Origin of the sequence: Ferribacterium limneticum (genome assembly GCF_020510625.1) — a bacterium.
Taxonomy (GTDB): domain Bacteria; phylum Pseudomonadota; class Gammaproteobacteria; order Burkholderiales; family Rhodocyclaceae; genus Azonexus; species Azonexus limneticus_A.
This window is the reverse complement of sequence record NZ_CP075191.1, coordinates 3,995,812-4,015,373: the sequence shown is the minus strand read 5'-3', so window position 1 is coordinate 4,015,373 and position 19,562 is coordinate 3,995,812. Positions and strand designations below refer to the sequence as shown.

Here is a 19,562-nt window from a genome sequence, read left to right as displayed (position 1 = left end):
TCCCGACGACTGCACAAAAAACAGGCACCAAGGCGGGGGGAGTTTGGGCGGGATTGCCGGCATGCAAAAAAAGCGGCAGATCGACACGAGCCTTCCCGTCACCCCGGGGAATGGTGCTACGAATTTTTCGGGCCGGTCTTCTGGCTCGCCATCGTCCTTCCCCGCGCCTTCCCGTGCGAACACAGTGGCGGATGCGGAGTCGTCAGGCTTACAGCAGCGGGGGCTGCGCCGGAATGGTCGCGTTTGCGAGGTCACCGGCTTCCCGTTTCACCCTTGCTTGCAAAACAAGCGCGGGCACCCGAAAAAATTTGATTCTAATGAATAACTATGACGTTGGCTATGTTCAGAACTCCAATCCCGGCATGGCCTTGATGCCGCTCTGGAAGGCGTGTTTCTCCATGCCGATGTCGCTGACCGTATCGGCGGCATCGCGCAGGGCCTGCGGGGCGGCGCGGCCGGTGATGATCACGTGCTGCATCCGGGGGCGGGAGAGCAGCTTGGCGATGACGGTGTCGAGATCCAGCCAGCCATACTTGAAGGCGTAGGTCATTTCGTCGAGGACGACGAGGCCGATGGCTGGATCGCTCAAATGACCGCAGGCGATGTCCCAGGCGGCCTGCGCGGCCTTGGCGTCGCGGTCCTTGTCCTGGGTTTCCCAGGTGAAGCCCTCGCCGCCGACATGCCATTGCACGTTGGCCTGCTGGCGGAAGAAGGCTTCCTCACCCGTATCCGAGCGGCCTTTGACGAACTGCACGACGCCAACCTTCAGGCCGTGGCCAAGGGCGCGGGCGACGACGCCGAAAGCCGCGCTCGACTTGCCCTTGCCGTTGCCGGTGTTGATCACCAGCACGCCGCGTTCCTCTTGTGCCGCCTCGATCTTGCTGTCGATGACGGCCTTCTTTTTCTGCATGCGTTCTTCGTGCGTGATGCTCATTGTCTATTCCGGAATAAAGCAGCGATGGCCGCGGTCTTCGATTTGTCGCAGGCCATAGCCGTAAAGGTCGGACAGCGTTTCGGCCGTCAGGATGTCGTCGACCGGCGCAATCTCGGTGCGGCCGTCGCCGAAAACGAGTAGCGCCCGGTCACAGAAGCGGTGGGCCAGGGCCGGGTCGTGCAGCACCATGATGACGCCGGCGCCGCAGTCGCGGGCCGTGCCAGCGAACAGTTCAAGCACGGCCATCTGGTGGTTGAGGTCGAGATGCGATAGCGGCTCGTCGAGCAGGTAGAGCGGTGCGGCCTGTGTCAGTAGCGTGGCGATGGCCAGCCGCTGGCGTTCGCCGCCGGAGAGGGTGTGAATCTGCCGGGTTTCCATGCCATCCAGCCCCACCGCTTTCAGCGCACCACGCGCCAGTTCCGCGTCGCGGGTCGATTCCCAATCCCAGCGGCCAAGGTGCGGATGGCGGCCGGTCAGCGCAGTTTCCAGCACGGTCGAGCCAAAGGGATCGTTCTGGAACTGTCCCAGCCAGGCACGTTGCAAGGCGGCCTGACGTGGCGGCATCAGCGCGGCATCCTCGCCGTCGAGCAACACGGCGCCGCCGGCTGCTTTGCGCAGGCCGGCCAGTGTGGACAGCAGGGTCGATTTACCGGCGCCATTGCGGCCGAGGATGGCTACCCGCTCGCCAGTCGTGACGGCAAGATCCAGGCGGTCGACCACTGTCTTGTCGCCGATTTCGACGCGCAGCTGACGGGCTTCGAGCAGCGGGCGGCTCATTTCGGCTGCCTCGACAACAGGAAAAGGAAAACTGGCACGCCGATCAATGCCGTCAGCACGCCGACTGGCAGTTGCTGCGGTGCGATCAGTGTCCGGGCCAGCGTATCGGCCAGCACCAACAGCGAACCGCCGGCCAGCACCGAGGCTGGGAGCAACAGCCGCTGGTCGTTGCCGGTAGCCAGTCGCACCAGATGCGGTACGACCAGCCCGACAAAGCCGATTGAGCCGGCGGTGGTCACCGACCCCGCTGTAGCCAGCGAAGCCAGCAGATAAATGGCATAACGCAGCCGGCCAACCGCAACGCCCAGTGCCTGCGCCTGCATCATGCCGCGCGACAGCAGATTCAGTTCGCGGGCGAAGGGCATGGCCGCGGCCAAAGCCACGACCAGCGCCAGCAAGGCCGGCCACCACTGGGTGCTCTGCCCGAGGTCGCCCATCAGCCAGAACAGCATGCCGCGCAGCTTGTGTTCCTCGGCGATGGCCAGCATCAGAGCGACCAGCGCACCGCAACCGGCAGCAACGATGACGCCGGTCAACAGCAGGCGGGTCTGGGTCCAGCTGCCATCGCCATGGGCCAGCCCGAAAACGATGAACATCGCCCCCAGCGCTCCAAGGAAAGCCAGGCCATCGATGCCGAGCACCGGCAGGCCGATCAGGATGGCAAACATCGCCCCCACCCCGGCGCCGCCGGAAATGCCCAGCACGTAAGGATCGGCCAGTGGATTACGGAGCAACACCTGCATCAGTGCGCCGGCCAGCGCCAGCAGTCCGCCGCAGGCAAAGCCGGCAATGGCGCGCGGCAGGCGAAGCTGCAGAACCACGTCACCGCCGCCGCCTTCGTGGCCGAGCAGCGCTGCCAGCACTTCGCCATAGGAAACCTTGAAACTGCCCACCGTCAACGCCAAGCCGAAACTCGCCACGGCCAACAGGCAGAGGCTGGTGAGGATCAGGAAGGCGCGCTGGCGAGTGGGCATGGTGGATTATTTCGGGGCGTAGCGAATACCGATAAACGCGTTCACGCCCGGCGTCGCAAAGCCGTCGGCCAGGACATAGTCGCGGTCGAACAGGTTGTTGATGCGGGCGAAAACAGACCAGTCACGCGTGAAACGATACGCGCCATAGAGGTTGAGCAGGGCATAGCCGTCCAGTTTTACATTGTTCAGCGCCTCGTCGAAGCGGTAGCCGCTGGCCTGGTATTCCATGCGCCAATCCCAGGGGCCGATGGCCTGGCCGACGGCGACCGATCCAAAATTGCGGGCCCGGCGGGCGAGCAGTTTGTCAGTGTCGGTATTGCGCGGATCTTGGTGATTGTAGTTGGCTTCGAGGATGAAGGAGCCGACGCGGCCGGCATAGTTGATGCCGATGCCTTCCAGGCGGGCGTTGCCGACGTTGACCGGCATTGCATTGAAGCCGCCTGAACTGGCAATGAGGTTCTGTACCCGGTTCAGGAACCAGGTGACCGATACGCGGTGTTGGCCATTGTCGTAGTGCAGCACGGCTTCACGATTGTGCGCGAATTCCGGCTGGAGATTGGGGTTGCCCTGATAGGTTCCCCAGGCGCCGTAATCGGCGAAAGGCCAGTACAGATCGTTGAAAGAAGGCGCCCGGAAGGCCGTGCCATAGCTGACATTGGCCCGCCAATTCTTGTCGAACTTGTAGCCGTAGGCCGCCGAGCCGGTTGCCTTGTCGCCGAACTGCGAGTTGTCGTCGTAGCGGGCATTCAATTGCAGGCGGTGGGCCTGGTAGTTGCCCAGCCAGCCAATCTGGGCAGAGTCGTTGGTGCGTGAGGTGAGTTGATAGGCTGTCGTCGCGCTGACCGTCTGGTCGAGTCGCTCGGCGCCGAGCAGGAAGGTGCCGATCCCGGTCTTCACATCGTTCTGCCAGGCATACTGCGTCTGCTCGGTCTTGTAACTGGTGTTATAGGTCCCTGTATTGCGGGAGTCGTCCACGCTTTGGCCGACGGTTAGTGTGCTCGTCCACTGCTGGGTGATCCGGTTGCGCAGGAAGGTGTTGAAGCTGGAAACTGTGAGCTGATTGCGGTCGTCCTTGCCTGCGTCGTATTTGCTTTCGCCGTCGCTGTAAAACACCTGGGCACCTGCCTCATGGCCCTTGGCAAACTCATAGGCGATACGGCCGGAGACACTGTTGTTTTCGAAACCGTCCCGATCGTTGTCCTTGCCGGTCGTGCGCAGCTTGGAGTTGAAACCCCGTGTCCGATAGGTGCTGGCATTCAGCGCATAGCGCCAGCCATCCTGGCTGCCGCTGACACCGCCGGAAGTGGAATAGGTATCGTAGCTTCCTGCGCCAGCCTCGCCAAAGAAGCGGGCGGGACCTTCGCTCTGCCGGGTGAATACCTGGACCACTCCACCGAGCGCATCGGCGCCGTAAAGCGACGAGGCCGGGCCACGAACAATTTCCACACGCTCGACCTGAGCCAGCGGAAGGCGCGACCAGCTGACATCGCCAGCCGTGACCGAGCCGACACGCATGCCGTCGATCAGCAACAGGACATGCTTGCTGTTGGTGCCGCGGAAGTACAGGCTGGTCGTCGCACCATTGCTACCGTTCGACATGAATTCGATTCCCGGTTGCCGGGCCAGCACCTCTTCCAGGGTCGATTGTCCGGCCCGCTCCAAATCCTCGCGTTCGAGGACCGTGATATCCGACAGAACTTCCGAGGCTTTCATTTCCTGTCGGGAAGCCGTGACAACGACTGGGTCGAGTGCCGCGAGGCGTTCAGCCGCATTGGCGTCGACAATGAACAAAAGGGAAATAATTGCCGCGAGCGGCTTCATACAGGATTGGGATTGCATGGACTTTCCTTTCCCGGCAGGCGTCCCCGCATGCCGGAGCAATATTGGCAAGAAAGTGCATGGGGAAAGGTCTGATCAGGGAACAGGCACCACCACCCCGTGGCACTTCCAATGGGTGTTCCAGGCCGGTATCCGGGCTCGCAAGTCTTGACGCGTCGCCTTCCCAGGTTGAAACCCAGTGGCTTGATGACGCGCCCGCACTTGCTTACCGTTGCGGGGGCAGCAGCGGAATGGTCTAGTTTGAGACGCACCGCTTTCCCGTTTAACTGCGCTTGGAGAATCCGTGCGCAGCACCTGAGACGGGGCGCATTCTACATGCATCAATGCTGCGGTGCATCAGCAAAGTGTCGGAAAATTTCTATAAACCACTTTGAGAATAAAGGCTTAGTCCTTGACCGAGCGGCGTTTTCCCCTCTATAGTTCGCGCCATGAATGTCGAACTCGAAACGCTCGAAGCCAAAATCGAACAGGTCGTTGCACTGGTACACCAGTTGCGGGCCGAGAATGAGGTTTTGAGAAACCAGATGGTCGCGGCCGAGGCTGAAAGGCTGCATCTTCGCCAGACGATGACGGTGGCTCGTGAGCGTCTGGAAGGCCTGATGGACAAGATTCCCGAGGATGCCTGAGATGAGTGGCGAACCGAATTTCCTCGACGTCAAGATCATGGGGCGCGAATACCGCGTCGCCTGCACTCCTGAAGAGCGCGATGCCCTGTTGTCGGCGGTCGATCTGGTCGACAACAAGATGCGCGACATTGCCCAGCGCACCAAGAATACTATCGCCGAGCGGGTGGCCGTGATGGCCGCGCTGAATATTGCCCATGAGCACCTTTCCGGAGATGCCGGCGCTGCGCAAAAAGAGTTTTCGGAAGCGGTTGATACTTCCGAAACGAAGCGTAGAATCGGTGACATGGGAGCACGGTTGGATGCCGTGCTGGCGCCTCAGCAACAACTGGATCTCTGATCAAAGCGTTGCCGGCGTAGCCCGCCAAGTGTTCCCTGCGGTGTTTGTTAAGGCCATATATTCCTTGAACCAATGCTAATTGGCATCGGTTGCGGACCATTGAAACCGTTGTTGTGCGCGCTCTTTGTCGAGTGTGCCTGATACGGGGGGAAAGCAGCCACTCTGAACCCAGGTTCAGGATGCCGGCCTGACGGCACTCGCGGGGACCAAATCCAACGGGTGGCAGAGCAATCTGCCACCCGTTTCCATTTTCAGGAATTGAAAATGCAATACTGGCTGATGAAGTCGGAACCGGACGAGATATCGATCGACGATCTGGCAACGCAGGGCAGCGTTCCGTGGTTTGGCGTCCGGAACTATCAGGCACGCAATTTCATGCGCGATGCGATGCAGATCGGCGATCTCGCCTTCTTCTATCATTCCGGTTGCGCCGCGCCGGGCATTGCCGGAATTGGCGAGGTCTGCTCGGCGCCGTATCCGGACGAAACACAGTTTTCTCCGGCCAGCCACTATTTCGATCCGAAATCGACTACCGACAATCCACGCTGGATGCTGCGCGATCTACGTTTCATCGAGAAGACGCGGTATCTCCCGCTGCCTGAACTGCGGGCCCATCCAGAACTTGCTAATATGCGCCTCCTTGCCCGTGGCAACCGCTTGTCGATCATGCCGGTCAGTGCCGCAGAATGGGCTTTTATTACCAAGCAATTGATGGGGTTGCGATGACGATCTGGTGGCTGGCGTATCTCGCCCTGGGCGCCTTTGCCGGCTTTTTTGCCGGCCTGCTGGGAATTGGCGGCGGTTCGCTGATGGTGCCGGTGCTGGTCATGCTCTTTACGGCCCAGGCCTTCCCCTCTGGCGAGGTCATGCATTTGGCGCTTGGTACTTCAATGGCGACCATTTTCTTTACGTCAATTTCCAGTGTTCGTACTCACCATGCACACGGCGCCGTGCTTTGGCCGATTGTGGCCCGAATTACGCCGGGCATCATCGCCGGCACTTTGATCGGCACGCACGTGGCCAGCCTGGTGCCGACCAAGGCGCTGGCGCTGATCTTTACGGTGTTTATATGTTACGTGTCCGTGCAGATGATCATCAACCTCAAGCCGCATCCGCATCGTGAATTGCCGGGCGCCTTTGGTACCGGCTTGGTGGGTGCCGGGATCGGCTTCATCTCCTGCCTGGTGGCGATCGGCGGCGGGGTGCTGTCGGTGCCTTTCATGACCTGGTGCAATGTCAAGGTTCAAAATGCCATTGGCACCTCGGCTGCCATTGGTTTCCCGATTGCGCTGGGCGGGGCGCTTGGTTACATCTGGAACGGCTGGTCGGCGGCCGGGCTGCCTTCTGGCAGTCTGGGTTTCGTCTATCTGCCGGCAGTGGTCGGGGTGGCGGCAGTCAGCATGCTGACTGCGCCGATCGGTGCCCGTTTGACCCACCAGTTGCCCGTCAAGACGCTTAAGCGTGTCTTTGCCGCCATCTTGCTGGCTTTGGCCGGCAAGATGATGTGGGGGCTGTTCAGCGCGCCTTGAACACCGGCTTGCGCTTGGCGAGGAAGGCGGCAAGACCTTCCTTGTAGTCTTCGGTTTCCAGAAAGGCGAAAGAGGCCGCTTTTTCTTCATCGCTCAGCGGTTGGCCGTTCAGCAAGCGGCGTATCCATTGCTTGTGCCAACCGGCGACCAGTGGAGCGCCGGAACAGATGCGGCGGGCGCTGGCATAGGCTTCATCCTCGACCTGCTCATCCTTGACGATACGGGTCAGCAAGCCTTTTTCATAGGCCTCGCGAGCGCTCAGGATGCGTCCTTCGAGCAGGATTTCCTTGATCACGGCCGGCCCGGCCAGGCGCAGCAGGCCTTCCATTTCGCCGGGGTACATCGAAAAGCCGAGTTTGTTGATCGGCGCGCCGAATTTGGCGCTTTCTCCGGCGATGCGCAGGTCACAGACACCGGCGATTTCCAGGCCGCCACCGATGCAGGCGCCGTGAATCAGCGCCACGGTCGGGTGGGGGCAATCGGCGATGGCGTTCAGCGCAGCGGCTACCTGTCCGTGATAGTGCAGCGCCTGATCAAGCGTGGCTCGGTCGGTGACAAACTCTTCCAGATCACCACCGGCGGCGAAGGCATCGTTGCCGGCACCGCGAATGACGACACAGCGAATGCTTCGATCAGAGCTGAGCTTGGCCATGTTGTCAGCGAGTTGCTGCCACATGGATAGATTAATTGCGTTGAGTTTTTCCGGATTGTTCAGCGTCAGGGTGGCGATTTCACCCTGAAGCAAAAGGTCGACTGTCGTCATTCGATGTCCTGCCAGCACAAAACAGAGAATTATAAGAGGGTGCCACGCCAGCGCCGGCTGTGTCTTCTATAAGATATAATACAGCCGCCGGTTTTTACGGTAATTATTAATTAGGGAGGATCAGCCATGAGCAGCGCGATGTATGAGCGGATGCGGGCCAACCCGAAGTTCCAGGAACTCGTCGCTCGACGGGGTCGTTTTGCCTGGACGTTGGCATTCATTGTTTTGACCATGTTTTACGGCTTCGTGATGGTGGTGGCGTTTAACCCCGCCTCGCTTGGACAGCCGTTGAGCGAGGGTTCGATGCTGACGGTCGGTGTGGCCGTTGAGCTCTTCATGTTCATTTTCTTCTGGGTGCTGACGGCAGTTTACGTTCGCCGCGCCAATACAGAATTCGACGCCTTGACGCAGCAAATCGTCAAGGAAGCCTGGAAGGAGAACAAATAATGCGCCGCCTGACTCAACTCGCTTCCGGCCTCGCTCTCTTCGCCGTTGCCGCCCTGGCTTTTGCCGGCGGCCCGCTCGAAGGTCAGACCGAACAACAGGCGACCAACTGGCACGCCATCATCATGTTCTGCATCTTCGTCACGATGACGATGGGCATTACCTATTGGGCAGCCAGCCGCACCAAGTCGACCGCTGACTTCTACACCGCCGGCGGTGGCATCACCGGTTTCCAGAACGGCCTGGCGATTGCCGGCGACTACATGTCCGCCGCCACGCTGCTCGGTCTGACCGCCATGGTCTATGGCCAGGGCTATGACGGCTACATCTACATGCTGGCCTTCTTCGCTGGCTGGCCGATCATTCTCTTCCTGATGGCCGAACGCCTGCGCAATCTGGGCAAGTTCACCTTCTCCGACATCACCGCCTACCGCCTGGATCAAGGCAAGGTGCGCACCATGGCAGCGATCTCTTCGCTGACCGTGGTCTGCTTCTACCTGATCGCCCAGATGGTCGGTGCGGGCCAGCTGATCAAGCTGCTGTTCGGTCTGGAATACAACGTCGCGATCTTCGCCGTTGGCATCCTGATGATGGTTTACGTGACTTTCGGCGGCATGGTTGCTACCACCTGGGTGCAGATCATCAAGGCCTGCATGCTGCTGGCTGGCGGTACGCTGGTCATGTTCCTGGCCTTCGGGCAGTTTGGCTTCTCGTTCCAGACCTTGCTCGAAAAGGCAACGGCCGTCCATAAGCTTGGTCCCAAGCTTATGTACCCGGGCAGCCTGCTGGCCGATCCGGTGACCGCCATCTCGCTTGGCCTCGGCCTGATGTTCGGTACGGCTGGCCTGCCGCACATCCTGATGCGTTTCTTCACCGTGACCGATGCCAAGGAAGCCCGCAAGTCGGTGCTTTACGCCTCCGGTTTCGTCGCCTATTTCTTCAACGTGATCTTCATCATGGGCCTGTGTGGCATCCTGATCGTTGGTCAGAATCCGGAGTTCTTCGAAGGCGGTACGCTGGGCGCCAAGATGATCGGTGGCGGCAACATGGTTGCCATGCACCTGGCCAAAGCGGTTGGCGGCAACATGCTGCTCGGCTTCCTGGCGGCTGTGGCTTTCGCGACGATCCTGGCCGTGGTTTCCGGTCTGGCTTTGGCTGGTGCCTCGGCGATCTCGCATGACCTGTACGCCCGAGTCATCAAGAAGGGGACGGCCTCTGAGGCGGCTGAAATCCGCGTTTCCAAGATCGCCACCATCTGTCTCGGCGCCGTCGCCATCGTGCTCGGCATTCTGTTCGAGAAGCAGAACATCGCTTTCATGGTCGGCCTGGCCTTTGGTGTGGCTGCTGCTGCCAACTTCCCGGTGCTGATCCTTTCCATGTACTGGAAGGGCCTGACGACTCGTGGCGCACTGTTCGGCGGCTACGGTGGTCTGGTTTCCGCCGTGCTCTTCGTGCTCTTCTCGAAGTCGGTGTGGGTCGACGTGCTGGGTAACAAGGCAGCACTGTTCCCCTACACCCAGCCAGCGCTGTTCGCGATGCCGATTGCCTTCCTGCTCGCATACATCTTCTCGAAGACTGATACCAGCGTTCGCGCCGGCAAGGAAATCGAGGCTTTTGAAGATCAGTATGTCCGGGCCCAGACGGGTTACGGTGCTGAATCGGCCAGCAGTCACTAATCCTGCGCAAGCAGAATAAAAACCCCCGGCAGTGAAAGCTGCCGGGGGTTTTTTATCGGACTAAATATTTCTAGTGCCTTCAATGAAATTCCATTTGTAGTAAATTTGAGGAATATTTGGAGGAGCTGATGAAAAGAGCAATTGAACCGACCAGCGTTGAGCGCAAGATGCGCGAAGATGACTTTATCGTCTCCAAGACCAACGCCAAGGGAATAATCACTTACGGCAATCCGATTTTTATCGAATTCTCGGGCTATTCCGAAGATGAGTTGCTGGGCTCTCAGCACAACATCATTCGCCACCCGGACATGCCTCGGTCTGCTTTCAAGCTTGCGTGGGACACGATCCAATCGGGCAGCGAATTCTTTGGTTACGTGAAAAACATGTCGAAGGATGGCGGTTTTTACTGGGTGTTTACCCACATCACGCCGGATCTGGATTCGGCCGGGAACATCGTCGGCTATACCTCTGTCCGGCGTTGTCCCAAAGCGGAGGCCGTACGCAAGATAGAGCCGGTTTATCGGGCGATGCTGGCGGCGGAGCGCTCAGCCGGGGCGCGCTCGGCGATCGAAGCCGGAACCAATGTCTTGCTCGATATCATGAATCAATCAGGAGTGAGTTATGAAGAACTCGTCTTCTCGCTCTAAAGCGCGGCTCACTCTGGCAACTTTGCTGTTGCTGGCCTTGGGTGTAGGCTTCGTTTCCCCATGGGCTGCAGCGGCCTGTCTTTTTGTCGCCCTGGTGCTGCTTTTCTGGCCGAATACGACTTCGGCGGCCGAGCTCGTGAAGCTTGAAGCACTCCTGACTCAGGTCAGCAAAGGCCATCTGGTGGCCCGTTTGCCGCATGCCATGGCTGATCCAACGCTGGAGGCGATCCGGGTTAATCTCAACTCGGCGCTGGACCAGACTGAAACAGCCTTTCGCGAAATTCTCGGGGCGATGCAAGCTTCATCGACGGGGAGGGGTTGGCGGCGGCTGCAGAGACCTGGTTTGCATGGCACCTTCAGTACGGTTCTCGAGCAAATGCAGGTCCTGCTCGATCATCTCGAGGAGGCGCAGGAGACGATTGCCCGAGAGGCCCTACTCTCAAGGATATTCCTGCGTTCCGAGCGGGGATTGTCGATGGCCATCGAACACGTCGATAAAGCTTTGATCGAAGTCGGCGGCAATTCGAAAGTATCGCAGCAACTGGCCGGAGACTTTGGGGACTCAGCCTCCGCGATGTCGAATGCTGCCCAGCGGATGTCGGATGCGCTGGGTGGGGCGCAGCAGGCGGCAGAAGCTGGTGTCAGCGCGCTCGATGACCTTAATGCCAAGGCCGCAGCGATTCACTTGCTGACCGGCCGAATCGAAGGTGTCGCGAAACAGACCAATCTGCTCGCCCTGAATGCCGCCATCGAGGCGGCACGGGCCGGTGAAGCCGGGCGGGGTTTTGCGGTGGTGGCCGACGAAGTACGCAAACTGGCGGATCAGGCGCAGCGTTCGGCCGAAGAAATTGCTGCCGCAATCTCGGCGATCAGCACCTCGATGCAAAAAGCCACTATCCAGATCGGTGATCTGCAACAAGCAGTCTCCGGTGCGCGCCTGACAGCAGGCGAATTCAGCAGTGAGCTGGCCAATTCGGCGACATCGGCCAATCGTGTTTGCGAATTGGCCAGCACGATCGGGAGTGGTGCCCACTCAATGGAGTCGTCGATGCGCCTTGTTGCTACCGCTCAGCGGGCGCGAGCGGACGTGACGGCCATTCTGCATGGCGAGGAAGTCAATATCACCTCCCTCAGCGACATGGAACAGCAGGCGGCGAAGATTGCGCATTCCCGTAAATGGATCAAGGGGAGTACCGACCGCGACGCGCTTGTGGCGATTTACGACAGCCTGTTTGCCAATATCGAAAAACAGATGCGCTGATTGGCGCAGTCAGGCTGCCTTGGGGGCTTTCGCATCCATCTTGGCGAGCGCTTCGCGTCCGGAAAGCAGATGGTCATGCATCAGCTTCTCGGCGCGAGTGGCATCGCTGGCCGATAGCGCCGCCATGATCAGGCGGTGCTCATCCAGCGATTGCTGCAGGCGGCCTTCCAGCGACAAGGAGTGCAGGCGCGACAGCTTCAACACCTTGCGTAGATCCTGGATCACCGAGAGCAGCCAGCGGTTGCCGGAGAGTTCCTGAATCTTCTTGTGGAATTCCTGGTTGGCCTCGAAGAATGCGTCAATGCGCCCATCACGTGCTGCGGACTCCAGCCGTTCGTGGATTTCCTTGAGCGCCGAGATGTCGGCCGGCTTGGTGTTCTTGACCGCTTCGGCGGCGCAGCGCCCTTCCAGCATGGCCATCAGCGGGAAGATATCGTCCAGATCCTGTCGGGAAATCTCGGTAACGTAACAGCCGCGGCGTGGCCTAAGCTCAACCAGTCCTTCAGAGGCGAGCACCTTGAGCGCCTCGCGCAACGGTGTGCGCGAAATACCGTACTGCTCGGCGAGTTTTTGCTCGTCGATCCAGGTGCCAGGAGTTAGTTCGTGGGCGAAGATGCGTTGGCGCAGTCGTTCGGCGACTTCCTGGTAAAGCGCGGTGGGAGCGATACGATTCATTATCTTGGTGTGGTCTCGGCGGGCAGAGTCAGTGCTTTGCTGACTTGCTTCCATAATTATGGATACAGTATTATGTGGGGCTTGGTATGTCAAGCTGGGCCCAAAAGCGTAGAATTTTGAATTCTGCATCATAAGCCCGAAAAAATCGAATCAGCGAGGGGTGTGTCATGTCTGAAAAGTTCTTTGATTCCAATAACCTGGATGCCTGGGAAAAGGCAGCCGCCAAGCAATCTCCCGGCGGCGACGTCAATAACCTGGTCTGGAACACCCCGGAAGGTCTTGCCGTCAAGGCGCTCTATACGAAGGCAGATGTCGCCGGTCTCGAGTTTGCCGACACCCTGCCCGGCTTCGCACCCTACCTGCGCGGCCCGCAACCGACCATGTATGCGGTTAAGCCGTGGACCATTCGTCAGTACGCTGGCTTCTCTACTGCCGAGGCTTCCAACGCCTTCTACCGCAAGGCCCTGGCCGCCGGTGGTCAGGGCGTTTCCGTCGCTTTCGACCTGGCGACGCACCGCGGTTACGACTCCGATAACGCCCGGGTGACCGGTGACGTCGGCAAGGCCGGCGTGGCGATTGATTCCGTCGAGGACATGAAGATCCTCTTCGACAGCATTCCGCTCGACAAAATTTCCGTCTCGATGACGATGAACGGTGCCGTGCTGCCGATTCTCGCCGGCTACATCGTTGCTGCCGAAGAGCAGGGCGTGTCGCAGGACAAACTGTCCGGCACCATCCAGAACGACATTCTCAAAGAATTCATGGTGCGGAATACCTACATCTATCCGCCCAAGCCGTCGATGAAGATCATTGCCGACATTTTCGGCTACACCGCGCAGCACATGCCGAAGTTCAACTCGATCTCGATTTCCGGTTATCACATCCAGGAAGCCGGCGCCAATCAGGCGATTGAGTTGGCCTTCACGCTGGCCGACGGCATGGAATATGTGCGCACCGGCGTCGCTTCTGGCATGGACGTCGACACCTTCGCTGGCCGTCTGTCCTTCTTCTGGGCGGTGGGCATGAACTTCTACCTCGAAATCGCCAAGATGCGCGCCGGCCGCCTGCTGTGGGACCGCATCATGACCGGCTTCAACGCCAAGAGCCCGAAGTCCAAGATGCTGCGCACGCACAGCCAGACTTCGGGCTGGTCGCTGACTGAGCAGGATCCGTACAACAATGTCGTGCGCACCACCATCGAAGCGATGGCGGCCGTCTTTGGCGGCACCCAGTCGCTGCACACCAATGCGCTGGACGAAGCCATCGCGCTGCCGACCGAGTTTTCGTCGCGCATCGCCCGCAACACCCAGTTGATCATCCAGGAAGAAACCCACATCACCAACGTCGTCGATCCGTGGGCCGGTTCCTACATGATGGAAAAGCTGACCCAGGACATGGCCGACAAGGCTTGGGGCATCATCCAGGAAATCGAGGCGATGGGCGGCATGACTAAGGCCGTCGAATCCGGCTGGGCCAAGATGCAGGTCGAAACCTGTGCGGCCGACAAGCAGGCGCGCATCGACTCGGGCAAGGACGTCATCGTCGGCGTCAACAAGTACAAGCTGGCCAAGGAAGACGCCATCGACATCCTCGATATCGACAACCACGCGGTCCGTGATTCTCAGGTTGCCCGTCTCAAGCAGATTCGCGCGACACGCGACACTGCCGCCGTCAATGCTGCCCTGGAAGCACTGACCAAGGCCGCCGAAACCGGCGAAGGTAACCTGCTCGACCTGACCGTCAAGGCCATGCGTCTGCGTGCCACGGTCGGTGAAGTATCCGATGCGCTGGAAAAGATCTTCGGTCGTTTCCGCGCCAACAACCAGACCATTTCGGGTGTTTACGGAGGTGTCGTGGAAGGTCAGGAAAGCTGGGAATCCATCAAGGCCGATATCGCCAAATTCGCTGAAGAAGAAGGTCGTCGTCCGCGCATCATGATCGCCAAACTCGGCCAGGACGGCCATGACCGTGGCGCCAAAGTGGTAGCGACTGCTTTTGCTGACCTCGGCTTCGACATCGACATGGGTCCGCTGTTCCAGACCCCGGAAGAAGCCGCGCGTCAGGCCATCGAAAACGACGTTCACGCGATCGGCGTTTCCTCGCTGGCTGCCGGTCATAAGACCCTGCTGCCGGAGCTGGTCAAGTCCTTGCTGGCGCAAGGCGCTGACGACATCATCGTCTTTGCCGGTGGAGTGATTCCGGCCCAGGACTACGATTACCTCTACAACGCGGGTGCCAAGGCTATCTTCGGGCCGGGTACGCGGATCGAGGATTCGGCCAAGCGCGTGATGGAAGAAATCCGCAAGGCACGCGGCTGATTCACGAATGAATCTGAGCGAGGCTCCGGTGTCGGCGCATCTGCTTTCGTTGGCTGATCAGACGCTCGTCGAGAGCGTGCTGGCCGGTCAGCGGCGCGCGCTCGCCAAGGCGATCACGCTGATCGAATCGACCCGTGCCGATCACCAGCAGCGCGCCCAGCAGGTGCTGAACGCGCTGTTGCCAAAGACCGGTAATGCGGTCCGGATCGGTATTTCCGGTGTGCCGGGGGCGGGAAAGTCGACCTTCATCGAGGCGCTTGGCGTCTGGCTGATCGAGCAGGGCAAGAAACTGGCTGTGCTCGCCGTCGATCCTTCCTCGTCGGTGTCCGGCGGTTCCATCCTCGGCGACAAGACGCGCATGGAGCAGCTTTGCCAGCGCGAGGAAGCCTTCATCCGCCCCAGCCCGTCGGCCGGTTCGCTCGGCGGTGTCGCAGAAAAGACCCGCGAGGCCATGCTGCTTTGCGAAGCGGCCGGTTTCGACGTGATCATTATCGAGACCGTCGGTGTTGGCCAGTCGGAAACGACGGTGGCTGGCATGGTCGACATGTTCTGCCTGCTGCAATTGCCAAATGCCGGTGATGACTTGCAGGCGATCAAGAAGGGTATCGTCGAGATCGCCGACATGGTGGTGATCAACAAGGCCGATATTGATCGTCAGGCGACCGCCGTCGTTCGTGCTCAATGGCGCAACGCGCTGCACATGTTGCGGCCAGCGTCGCCGAACTGGGCGCCGCCGGTGATTGCGCTTTCGGCCTTGCACAAGGAAGGCATCGCCGAGTTCTGGGATCAGGTCGAGAAGTACCAGTCGGCTTTGAAGCCAACCGGTGAATTCCAGGCCAAGCGCCAGCACCAGTCCTTGAGCTGGATGTGGCAACTGATCGATTCCGGGCTGCGCCAGCATTTCCGCCAACATCCACGTGTGCAGGCCAATCTGCCGGCACTGACCCTATCCGTTGAACAGGGCAATACGACCCCGGCTGCCGCCGCGTATACGCTGCTCGACTATCTGAAACACTGAGTTCAAATTACCTGATCCACTTAGGGAGTTTTTTATGCACGACATCATCCGTCAGCTGGAAAAAAAGCGCGAAATGGCCCGCCTCGGCGGTGGCCAGAAGCGTATCGACAGCCAGCACAAGAAGGGCAAACTGACCGCCCGCGAACGTCTTGAGCTGTTGCTCGACCCGGATTCCTTCGAGGAATGGGACATGTTCAAGGAACACCGTTGCGTCGATTTCGGCATGGATCAGGCCGAAAAGACCCCCGGTGACGGCGTTGTGGTCGGCTACGGCACTATCAACGGCCGTCTGGTCTTTGTCTTCTCGCAGGATTTCACCGTCTTCGGCGGCTCGCTGTCCGAAACTCATGCCGAGAAGATCTGCAAGGTTATGGATCAGGCAATGAAGGTCGGCGCCCCGGTGATCGGCCTCAACGACTCGGGCGGCGCCCGTATCCAGGAAGGCGTTGCCTCCCTGGGTGGTTATGCCGACGTGTTCCAGCGCAACGTGATGGCCTCCGGCGTCGTGCCGCAGATCTCGATGATCATGGGCCCCTGCGCCGGTGGTGCGGTTTACTCGCCGTCGATGACTGACTTCATCTTCATGGTCAAGGATTCTTCCTACATGTTCGTGACCGGTCCGGAAGTCGTCAAGACCGTGACCCACGAGGACGTGACCGCCGAGGAACTGGGCGGCGCCGTGACCCACACGACCAAGTCCGGCGTTGCAGACCTGGCCTTCGAGAATGATGTCGAAGCCCTGTCCATGCTGCGTCGCTTCATGAACTTCGTGCCTTCGAACAACAAGGAAAAGCCGCCGGTCACCCCGACCAACGACCCGGTTGATCGCATGGATTATTCGCTCGACACCCTCGTGCCGGACAGCGCCAACAAGGCGTACGACATGAAGGAATTGCTGGTCAAGGTCGTCGATGACAACGACTTTTTCGAACTGCAGGCTGACTACGCCAAGAACATCATCATCGGTTTCGGTCGCATGGATGGTCACCCGGTTGGTATCGTCGCCAATCAGCCGCTGGTGCTGGCCGGCTGCCTGGACATCAAGTCCTCGATCAAGGCGGCCCGTTTCGTTCGTTTCTGCGATGCCTTCAATATTCCGGTCGTGACCTTCGTCGACGTGCCGGGCTTCATGCCGGGTACGACGCAGGAATACGGCGGCATCATCAAGCACGGCGCTAAGCTGCTCTACGCCTACGCCGAATGTACCGTGCCGAAGGTCACCATCATCACCCGCAAGGCTTACGGTGGCGCCTATGACGTGATGTCCTCCAAGCACCTGCGCGGTGACGTCAATCTGGCCTGGCCGTCGGCTGAAATTGCCGTTATGGGTCCGAAGGGCGCCGTCGAAATCATTTTCCGCGAGGAAAAGAGCGATGTTGCCAAGCTGGCCGAGCGTGAAGCCGAGTACAAGGAAAAGTTCGCCAATCCGTTCGTGGCTGGTGCGCGTGGCTTCATCGACGACGTCATCATGCCGCATGCCACCCGCAAGCGCATCGCCCGTTCGCTGGCCATGCTGCGCGACAAGAAACTCGACAACCCCTGGCGCAAGCACGGCAACATTCCTCTCTAACCAATTTGGCATCGCGCATGACTTCGTTGGCTTCCTCGTCTGCTCTTCGCCGTACTGGCGTACTGTCTCGTCGCAGCCAGCGTCGCCGCCTCGCCCTGCGCGCCCCAAATTGCTTAGCCACTCCGAATTGAGGGTCATACATGTTTACTAAAATTCTGATCGCAAACCGCGGCGAAATTGCCTGCCGCGTCATCAAGACCGCCCGCAAGATGGGCATCAAGACCGTCGCCGTCTATTCCGAAGCCGACAAGGACGCCTTGTTTGTCGACATGGCCGACGAAGCCGTCTGCATCGGTCCGGCTGCCTCGAAAGAGTCCTATCTGGTTGCCGACAAGATCATCGCTGCCTGCAAGCAGACCGGTGCTCAGGCCGTCCATCCGGGCTACGGCTTCCTGTCGGAAAACGCCGCGTTCTCGCGTCGTCTGGAAGAAGAAGGCATCAAGTTCATCGGTCCGAAGCACTACTCCATCGCCAAGATGGGCGACAAGATCGAGTCCAAGAAGCTGGCCATCGAAGCCAAGGTCAATACCATCCCGGGTTACAACGACGCTATCGCCGGTCCCGACGAAGCCGTCAAGATCGCCCAGGGTATCGGCTATCCGGTCATGATCAAGGCCTCCGCCGGCGGCGGCGGCAAGGGCCTGCGCGTTGCCTACAACGATGCCGAGGCGCACGAAGGTTTCTCGTCCTGCGTCAACGAAGCTCGCAACTCCTTCGGCGACGACCGCGTCTTCATCGAAAAGTACGTTCTCGAGCCGCGCCACATCGAAATCCAGTTGCTGGGCGACTCGCACGGCAATTATGTTTACCTGAATGAGCGCGATTGCTCGATCCAGCGTCGTCACCAGAAGGTGATCGAAGAGGCGCCGAGCCCCTTCGTCGATGCCGAGATGCGCAAGGCGATGGGCGAACAGGCCGTGGCCCTGGCCCGTGCGGTGAACTACGAATCGGCCGGTACGGTTGAATTCGTCGTCTCCGGTGCGACCAAGGAGTTCTACTTCCTGGAAATGAACACCCGCCTGCAGGTGGAACACCCGGTTACTGAACTGATCACCGGCCTCGACCTGGTCGAGCAGATGATTCGCGTTGCCTACGGCGAAAAGCTGCCGCTGACCCAGGCCGACGTGAAGATCGACGGCTGGGCCATGGAATGCCGGATCAACGCCGAAGACCCGTTCCGCGGCTTCCTGCCCTCCACCGGTCGCCTGGTCAAGTTCCAGCCGCCGAAGGAAGTGCCGGGCCACGTGCGCGTCGATACCGGCGTTTACGATGGTGGCGAGATTTCGATGTTCTACGACTCGATGATCGCCAAGCTGATCGTGCATGGTGCCACCCGCGAGCAGGCCATCTCCCGCATGCGCGATGCGCTGAACGGCTTCGTCATTCGCGGCATTTCCTCGAACATCCCGTTCCAGGCCGCGCTGATGCAGCATCCGGTTTTCCATTCTGGCATCTTCGATACCGGCTTCATCCCCAAGCACTACCCGACGGGCTTCGATGCCTCGATGGTGCCGCACGACGATCCGGCGCTGCTGGTCTCGGTCGCTGCCTACGTCTATCGTGCCTTTACCGACCGCTCTGCCTCGATTACCGGTCAGTTGCAGGGCCACGAGCGTCTGGTTAGTGACAAGTGGTGCGTCGTTCGCCTGAACCCGAATGGCAACGAGAATCACATGGTGATCGCCCGTCCGGTTCCCGGCGGTTACCACGTCGAGTACAAGGGCGAGCAGTACGAAATCCTGTCCGACTGGAAGCTGGGTGAGTCGCTGTTCAACGGCACTTGCAACGGTGAGGAATTCACGCTGCAGGTCGAGCGTCACAAGACTCGCTACAGCCTGTTCCACTGGGGTACCCGTGCCGATTTCATGGTGATGAGCGCCCGTGCTGCTGAACTGCTGGCCCTGATGCCTGAAAAGCAGGCACCAGACCTTTCCAAGTTCCTGATGTCGCCGATGCCCGGCCTGCTGCGCGAAGTGGCGGTTACGGTCGGTCAGGAAGTGAAGGCGGGCGAGAAGCTGGCGGTCATCGAAGCCATGAAGATGGAAAACATCCTCAAGGCCGACCAGGACTGCAAGGTCAAGAAAATCTCTGCTGCCGCTGGCGAGAGCCTGTCGGTCGATCAGATCATCATCGAATTCGAGTGATGGTTTGTGGCTGCTGATCGTCGTTAAAAA

General features: G+C 59.8%; 18 protein-coding genes, 1 other RNA gene and 2 riboswitches. Of the genes, 13 read left to right on the top strand and 6 right to left on the bottom strand.

Annotated elements, in window-relative coordinates:
* Positions 1-113: 113 nt before the first annotated feature.
* A riboswitch (cobalamin riboswitch) is annotated at positions 114-317 on the bottom strand.
* Between the two features lie 26 nt (positions 318-343).
* From cobO to KI617_RS19240, 4 genes are read right to left on the bottom strand one after another with little or no spacing between them, the layout of a single operon-like run.
* On the bottom strand, positions 344-934 hold the full coding sequence (gene cobO / locus KI617_RS19255) for a cob(I)yrinic acid a,c-diamide adenosyltransferase (protein ID WP_226449095.1): 591 nt from the start codon (positions 932-934) through the stop codon (positions 344-346).
* 3 nt (positions 935-937) lie between these two features.
* Positions 938-1,711: an ABC transporter ATP-binding protein gene (locus tag KI617_RS19250; protein ID WP_226449093.1), complete on the bottom strand. Its 774-nt coding sequence runs from the start codon at positions 1,709-1,711 to the stop codon at positions 938-940.
* Positions 1,708-2,685: a FecCD family ABC transporter permease gene (locus KI617_RS19245; protein ID WP_226449091.1), complete on the bottom strand. Its 978-nt coding sequence runs from the start codon at positions 2,683-2,685 to the stop codon at positions 1,708-1,710. Before KI617_RS19245 ends, KI617_RS19250 begins: the two co-directional genes overlap by 4 nt.
* A gap of 6 nt (positions 2,686-2,691) precedes the next feature.
* On the bottom strand, positions 2,692-4,524 hold the full coding sequence (locus KI617_RS19240; RefSeq protein ID WP_226449089.1) for a TonB-dependent receptor domain-containing protein: 1,833 nt from the start codon (positions 4,522-4,524) through the stop codon (positions 2,692-2,694).
* A 106-nt stretch (positions 4,525-4,630) separates the two neighbouring features.
* A riboswitch (cobalamin riboswitch) is annotated at positions 4,631-4,837 on the bottom strand.
* Between the two features lie 115 nt (positions 4,838-4,952).
* Between KI617_RS19240 and KI617_RS19235 the strand changes: the two genes are divergently transcribed.
* The 5 genes from KI617_RS19235 to KI617_RS19215 all read left to right on the top strand — a co-directional run bounded on the left by KI617_RS19235 (position 4,953) and on the right by KI617_RS19215 (position 7,016).
* Positions 4,953-5,150: a hypothetical protein gene (locus tag KI617_RS19235; protein WP_226449087.1), complete on the top strand. Its 198-nt coding sequence runs from the start codon at positions 4,953-4,955 to the stop codon at positions 5,148-5,150.
* 1 nt (position 5,151) lies between these two features.
* The gene (locus tag KI617_RS19230) at positions 5,152-5,487 is read left to right on the top strand and encodes a cell division protein ZapA (RefSeq protein ID WP_226449085.1); all 336 of its coding nucleotides are present in this window, start codon (positions 5,152-5,154) and stop codon (positions 5,485-5,487) included.
* A gap of 29 nt (positions 5,488-5,516) precedes the next feature.
* Positions 5,517-5,697: non-coding RNA, 6S RNA (gene ssrS, locus KI617_RS19225), on the top strand.
* A gap of 54 nt (positions 5,698-5,751) precedes the next feature.
* Positions 5,752-6,213 carry an EVE domain-containing protein gene (locus KI617_RS19220; protein ID WP_226449083.1) on the top strand — a complete coding sequence of 154 codons (462 nt, stop codon included), beginning with the start codon at positions 5,752-5,754 and terminating at the stop codon, positions 6,211-6,213.
* Complete coding sequence (locus KI617_RS19215; protein WP_226449081.1) at positions 6,210-7,016, top strand: sulfite exporter TauE/SafE family protein; 807 nt, start codon at positions 6,210-6,212, stop codon at positions 7,014-7,016. Before KI617_RS19220 ends, KI617_RS19215 begins: the two co-directional genes overlap by 4 nt.
* Here KI617_RS19215 and KI617_RS19210 read toward each other — a convergent pair.
* Entirely contained in the window at positions 7,003-7,779 is a 777-nt protein-coding gene (locus KI617_RS19210) for an enoyl-CoA hydratase/isomerase family protein (protein ID WP_226449079.1), read from the bottom strand. The genes KI617_RS19215 and KI617_RS19210 overlap by 14 nt on opposite strands.
* Before the next feature lie 126 nt (positions 7,780-7,905).
* Between KI617_RS19210 and KI617_RS19205 the strand changes: the two genes are divergently transcribed.
* The 4 genes from KI617_RS19205 (at position 7,906) to KI617_RS20475 (ending at position 11,807) form a co-directional block, all read left to right on the top strand.
* Positions 7,906-8,226 (top strand): DUF485 domain-containing protein, encoded by a 321-nt coding sequence (locus KI617_RS19205; RefSeq protein ID WP_226449077.1) that lies wholly within the window; start codon positions 7,906-7,908, stop codon positions 8,224-8,226.
* A complete protein-coding gene (locus KI617_RS19200) occupies positions 8,226-9,899 on the top strand; it encodes a cation acetate symporter (RefSeq protein ID WP_226449076.1) in 1,674 nt (557 codons plus the stop codon). The genes KI617_RS19205 and KI617_RS19200 overlap by 1 nt, the downstream gene beginning before the upstream one ends.
* 128 nt (positions 9,900-10,027) lie before the next feature.
* The gene (locus tag KI617_RS19195) at positions 10,028-10,546 is read left to right on the top strand and encodes a PAS domain-containing protein (protein ID WP_226449074.1); all 519 of its coding nucleotides are present in this window, start codon (positions 10,028-10,030) and stop codon (positions 10,544-10,546) included.
* A complete protein-coding gene (locus KI617_RS20475) occupies positions 10,521-11,807 on the top strand; it encodes a methyl-accepting chemotaxis protein (protein ID WP_319004128.1) in 1,287 nt (428 codons plus the stop codon). Before KI617_RS19195 ends, KI617_RS20475 begins: the two co-directional genes overlap by 26 nt.
* A 9-nt stretch (positions 11,808-11,816) precedes the next feature.
* Here KI617_RS20475 and KI617_RS19185 read toward each other — a convergent pair whose 3' ends face one another.
* Positions 11,817-12,482, bottom strand: coding sequence for a GntR family transcriptional regulator (locus KI617_RS19185; RefSeq protein ID WP_226449072.1), 666 nt, complete (start codon positions 12,480-12,482; stop codon positions 11,817-11,819).
* A 167-nt stretch (positions 12,483-12,649) separates the two neighbouring features.
* On the opposite strand from KI617_RS19185, the gene scpA reads away from it, so the two are divergent.
* From scpA to KI617_RS19165, 4 genes are all read left to right on the top strand, one after another.
* Positions 12,650-14,800 (top strand): methylmalonyl-CoA mutase, encoded by a 2,151-nt coding sequence (gene scpA, locus KI617_RS19180; protein ID WP_226449070.1) that lies wholly within the window; start codon positions 12,650-12,652, stop codon positions 14,798-14,800.
* A gap of 7 nt (positions 14,801-14,807) precedes the next feature.
* A complete protein-coding gene (gene meaB / locus KI617_RS19175; protein WP_226449068.1) occupies positions 14,808-15,818 on the top strand; it encodes a methylmalonyl Co-A mutase-associated GTPase MeaB in 1,011 nt (336 codons plus the stop codon).
* A gap of 34 nt (positions 15,819-15,852) precedes the next feature.
* Entirely contained in the window at positions 15,853-17,388 is a 1,536-nt protein-coding gene (locus KI617_RS19170) for an acyl-CoA carboxylase subunit beta (protein ID WP_226449067.1), read from the top strand.
* Between the two features lie 140 nt (positions 17,389-17,528).
* A complete protein-coding gene (locus KI617_RS19165) occupies positions 17,529-19,532 on the top strand; it encodes an acetyl-CoA carboxylase biotin carboxylase subunit (protein ID WP_226449065.1) in 2,004 nt (667 codons plus the stop codon).
* Positions 19,533-19,562 lie beyond the last annotated feature (30 nt).

Excerpts from the sequence above, each read along its gene's own strand:
- KI617_RS19215 (WP_226449081.1), top strand. The coding sequence starts at position 6,210 with ATGACGATCTGGTGGCTGGCGTATCTCGCCCTGGGCGCCTTTGCCGGC.
- KI617_RS19200 (WP_226449076.1), top strand. The coding sequence starts at position 8,226 with ATGCGCCGCCTGACTCAACTCGCTTCCGGCCTCGCTCTCTTCGCCGTT.
- KI617_RS19205 (WP_226449077.1), top strand. The coding sequence starts at position 7,906 with ATGAGCAGCGCGATGTATGAGCGGATGCGGGCCAACCCGAAGTTCCAG.
- KI617_RS20475 (WP_319004128.1), top strand. The coding sequence starts at position 10,521 with ATGAAGAACTCGTCTTCTCGCTCTAAAGCGCGGCTCACTCTGGCAACT.
- KI617_RS19210 (WP_226449079.1), bottom strand. The coding sequence starts at position 7,779 with ATGACGACAGTCGACCTTTTGCTTCAGGGTGAAATCGCCACCCTGACG.
- KI617_RS19185 (WP_226449072.1), bottom strand. The coding sequence starts at position 12,482 with ATGAATCGTATCGCTCCCACCGCGCTTTACCAGGAAGTCGCCGAACGA.
- KI617_RS19250 (WP_226449093.1), bottom strand. The coding sequence starts at position 1,711 with ATGAGCCGCCCGCTGCTCGAAGCCCGTCAGCTGCGCGTCGAAATCGGC.
- KI617_RS19230 (WP_226449085.1), top strand. The coding sequence starts at position 5,152 with ATGAGTGGCGAACCGAATTTCCTCGACGTCAAGATCATGGGGCGCGAA.
- KI617_RS19165 (WP_226449065.1), top strand. The coding sequence starts at position 17,529 with ATGTTTACTAAAATTCTGATCGCAAACCGCGGCGAAATTGCCTGCCGC.
- KI617_RS19220 (WP_226449083.1), top strand. The coding sequence starts at position 5,752 with ATGCAATACTGGCTGATGAAGTCGGAACCGGACGAGATATCGATCGAC.
- KI617_RS19195 (WP_226449074.1), top strand. The coding sequence starts at position 10,028 with ATGAAAAGAGCAATTGAACCGACCAGCGTTGAGCGCAAGATGCGCGAA.
- meaB (WP_226449068.1), top strand. The coding sequence starts at position 14,808 with ATGAATCTGAGCGAGGCTCCGGTGTCGGCGCATCTGCTTTCGTTGGCT.
- cobO (WP_226449095.1), bottom strand. The coding sequence starts at position 934 with ATGAGCATCACGCACGAAGAACGCATGCAGAAAAAGAAGGCCGTCATC.
- KI617_RS19170 (WP_226449067.1), top strand. The coding sequence starts at position 15,853 with ATGCACGACATCATCCGTCAGCTGGAAAAAAAGCGCGAAATGGCCCGC.
- scpA (WP_226449070.1), top strand. The coding sequence starts at position 12,650 with ATGTCTGAAAAGTTCTTTGATTCCAATAACCTGGATGCCTGGGAAAAG.
- KI617_RS19240 (WP_226449089.1), bottom strand. The coding sequence starts at position 4,524 with ATGCAATCCCAATCCTGTATGAAGCCGCTCGCGGCAATTATTTCCCTT.
- KI617_RS19235 (WP_226449087.1), top strand. The coding sequence starts at position 4,953 with ATGAATGTCGAACTCGAAACGCTCGAAGCCAAAATCGAACAGGTCGTT.
- KI617_RS19245 (WP_226449091.1), bottom strand. The coding sequence starts at position 2,685 with ATGCCCACTCGCCAGCGCGCCTTCCTGATCCTCACCAGCCTCTGCCTG.